A 689-nucleotide genomic window follows, 5' to 3' on the forward strand; every position below is an offset into this window, starting at 1 on the left:
CTTCATCACAAGCACCTGGGAATGAGTAACATCTCTTTTTCCACTGCTTACTTTCAAAGAAAACTGTTTTATCAAAACCTAATTTCGGATACCATTTTCGACGTCCATACATCGCACCAGCTGCACCATGTATAGCCATGGTGTGATAACCAAGCCGCTCATACATAGCAGGTAAACAACCATTAAATTCGTCTGTCACATCTTTCAAGTTGAAGTGGCGAGCACGAAGCCTACAAAGTTCACGCACCTCCCCCTGAACAGTAACACCTGAGACATTTAATTCCTCTAGCGAAAGGTCAGAAACAACAGAACTATTGAGCAATGGAGACAGAACAGCATTCTGCACTCTTTCATCTGTCACCCCCCAAGATTCACTAACAACCAATAGCACCTTATCACCAACAGACTGAGGGTCATCAAACCAAGACTCTGTAGCACTTGGGACCAAGCCTCTTTCAATAACATCGCCGCTATCTATTGAGAAACCATCAACGAAACTTCCTGAGGAAGCCTCATAAGCCGACACAATCTGACTTTCAATAAAAGCGTCATTAGTTTTTATATAGGTATCCCCAGACGCCCCCAGTAAAAATATTTTTAAAGCATAAAAACCAAGAAGCACATTCACAACAATAACCAGCGCCTCTTTAGATGAGCTTCTGTAAAACCTCCACAGAAGGCCAGCCAAA

Annotated in this window: 1 protein-coding gene; it reads right to left on the reverse strand. The window is 42.7% G+C overall.

Features of this window, described 5'->3' with window-relative positions:
- Positions 1–628 (reverse strand): sulfatase-like hydrolase/transferase (locus tag A3730_RS30185; RefSeq protein WP_197477263.1); only part of this gene is annotated, 628 nt, incomplete at its 3' end.
- Positions 629–689 lie beyond the last annotated feature (61 nt).

Source organism: Alcanivorax sp. HI0044 (genome assembly GCF_001634945.1).